Source organism: Sphingobium sp. PNB (assembly GCF_019873065.1).
GTDB lineage: Bacteria > Pseudomonadota > Alphaproteobacteria > Sphingomonadales > Sphingomonadaceae > Sphingobium > Sphingobium fuliginis.
Map to the genome: position 1 here is coordinate 1 of NZ_JAINEZ010000231.1, position 717 is coordinate 717.

Genomic DNA, 717 nt, shown 5'->3' on the forward strand with positions numbered 1-717 from the left:
TAAGCTAAAGCTGAGCAACGCTGATCTCGATATAGGTGATACAGCGTACTACGTGGCACCGGCGGCGGACGGCCACACCGCGTCCTGGGCGAATGTGAGCGGTCAAGGCCGCGACACACCTACCAATCAGCCGCTAGTGGAGATACATGGTCCCAACACCCGCATCGTCGGTGACTTTGATGGCTCGAATGTCGGCGGCAACGTGGTCCGCCACGAAGCCACGGCGACCGGAAGCGAAATATCGCTCCGCATCCAGTGTAAAGACTGGAATGATTCCGGCTTGGGCTATCCAGGCGTCGAGGTGGTATCTGGCGGCGGACGCTTCATTGTCCTGCCTGGTTCGAAGTTCACCAACGGCAACGGCGCAGAGAACACGAACGCGGCTGTGCCAGCCATCGCGTCTGCCGCAACAATCGCGCTCAATGGTATTGATGATGTCTTCAGCGTCACCGGCACAACCAATATAGGGACGATTAGCCGCCCGCAGAGCTATGTGGGGCGGCGGATCACGCTCCGCACCGCTTCCGCTCTCACGGTACTTGTAAGCGGCAATATCAAACTGAAGGACGCCGTCAATTTCGCCATGGCGGCAGGGGATACGCTGACGCTGCTGTCGGATGGCTCCAACTGGTACGAAGTATCGCGGACGCAGGTCAATGCCTGGGTCACGAGCTTCGTTCCCACAATCACGGCGGCCAGCGGTGCGATCACAACCTC

At 59.4% G+C, this 717-nt stretch carries 1 protein-coding gene; it reads left to right on the forward strand.

All coding sequences use genetic code 11. The annotated features are described in order from the left end of the window. Positions 1–717 (forward strand): hypothetical protein (locus K7W03_RS27565; protein WP_222888145.1); only part of this gene is annotated, 717 nt, incomplete at both ends.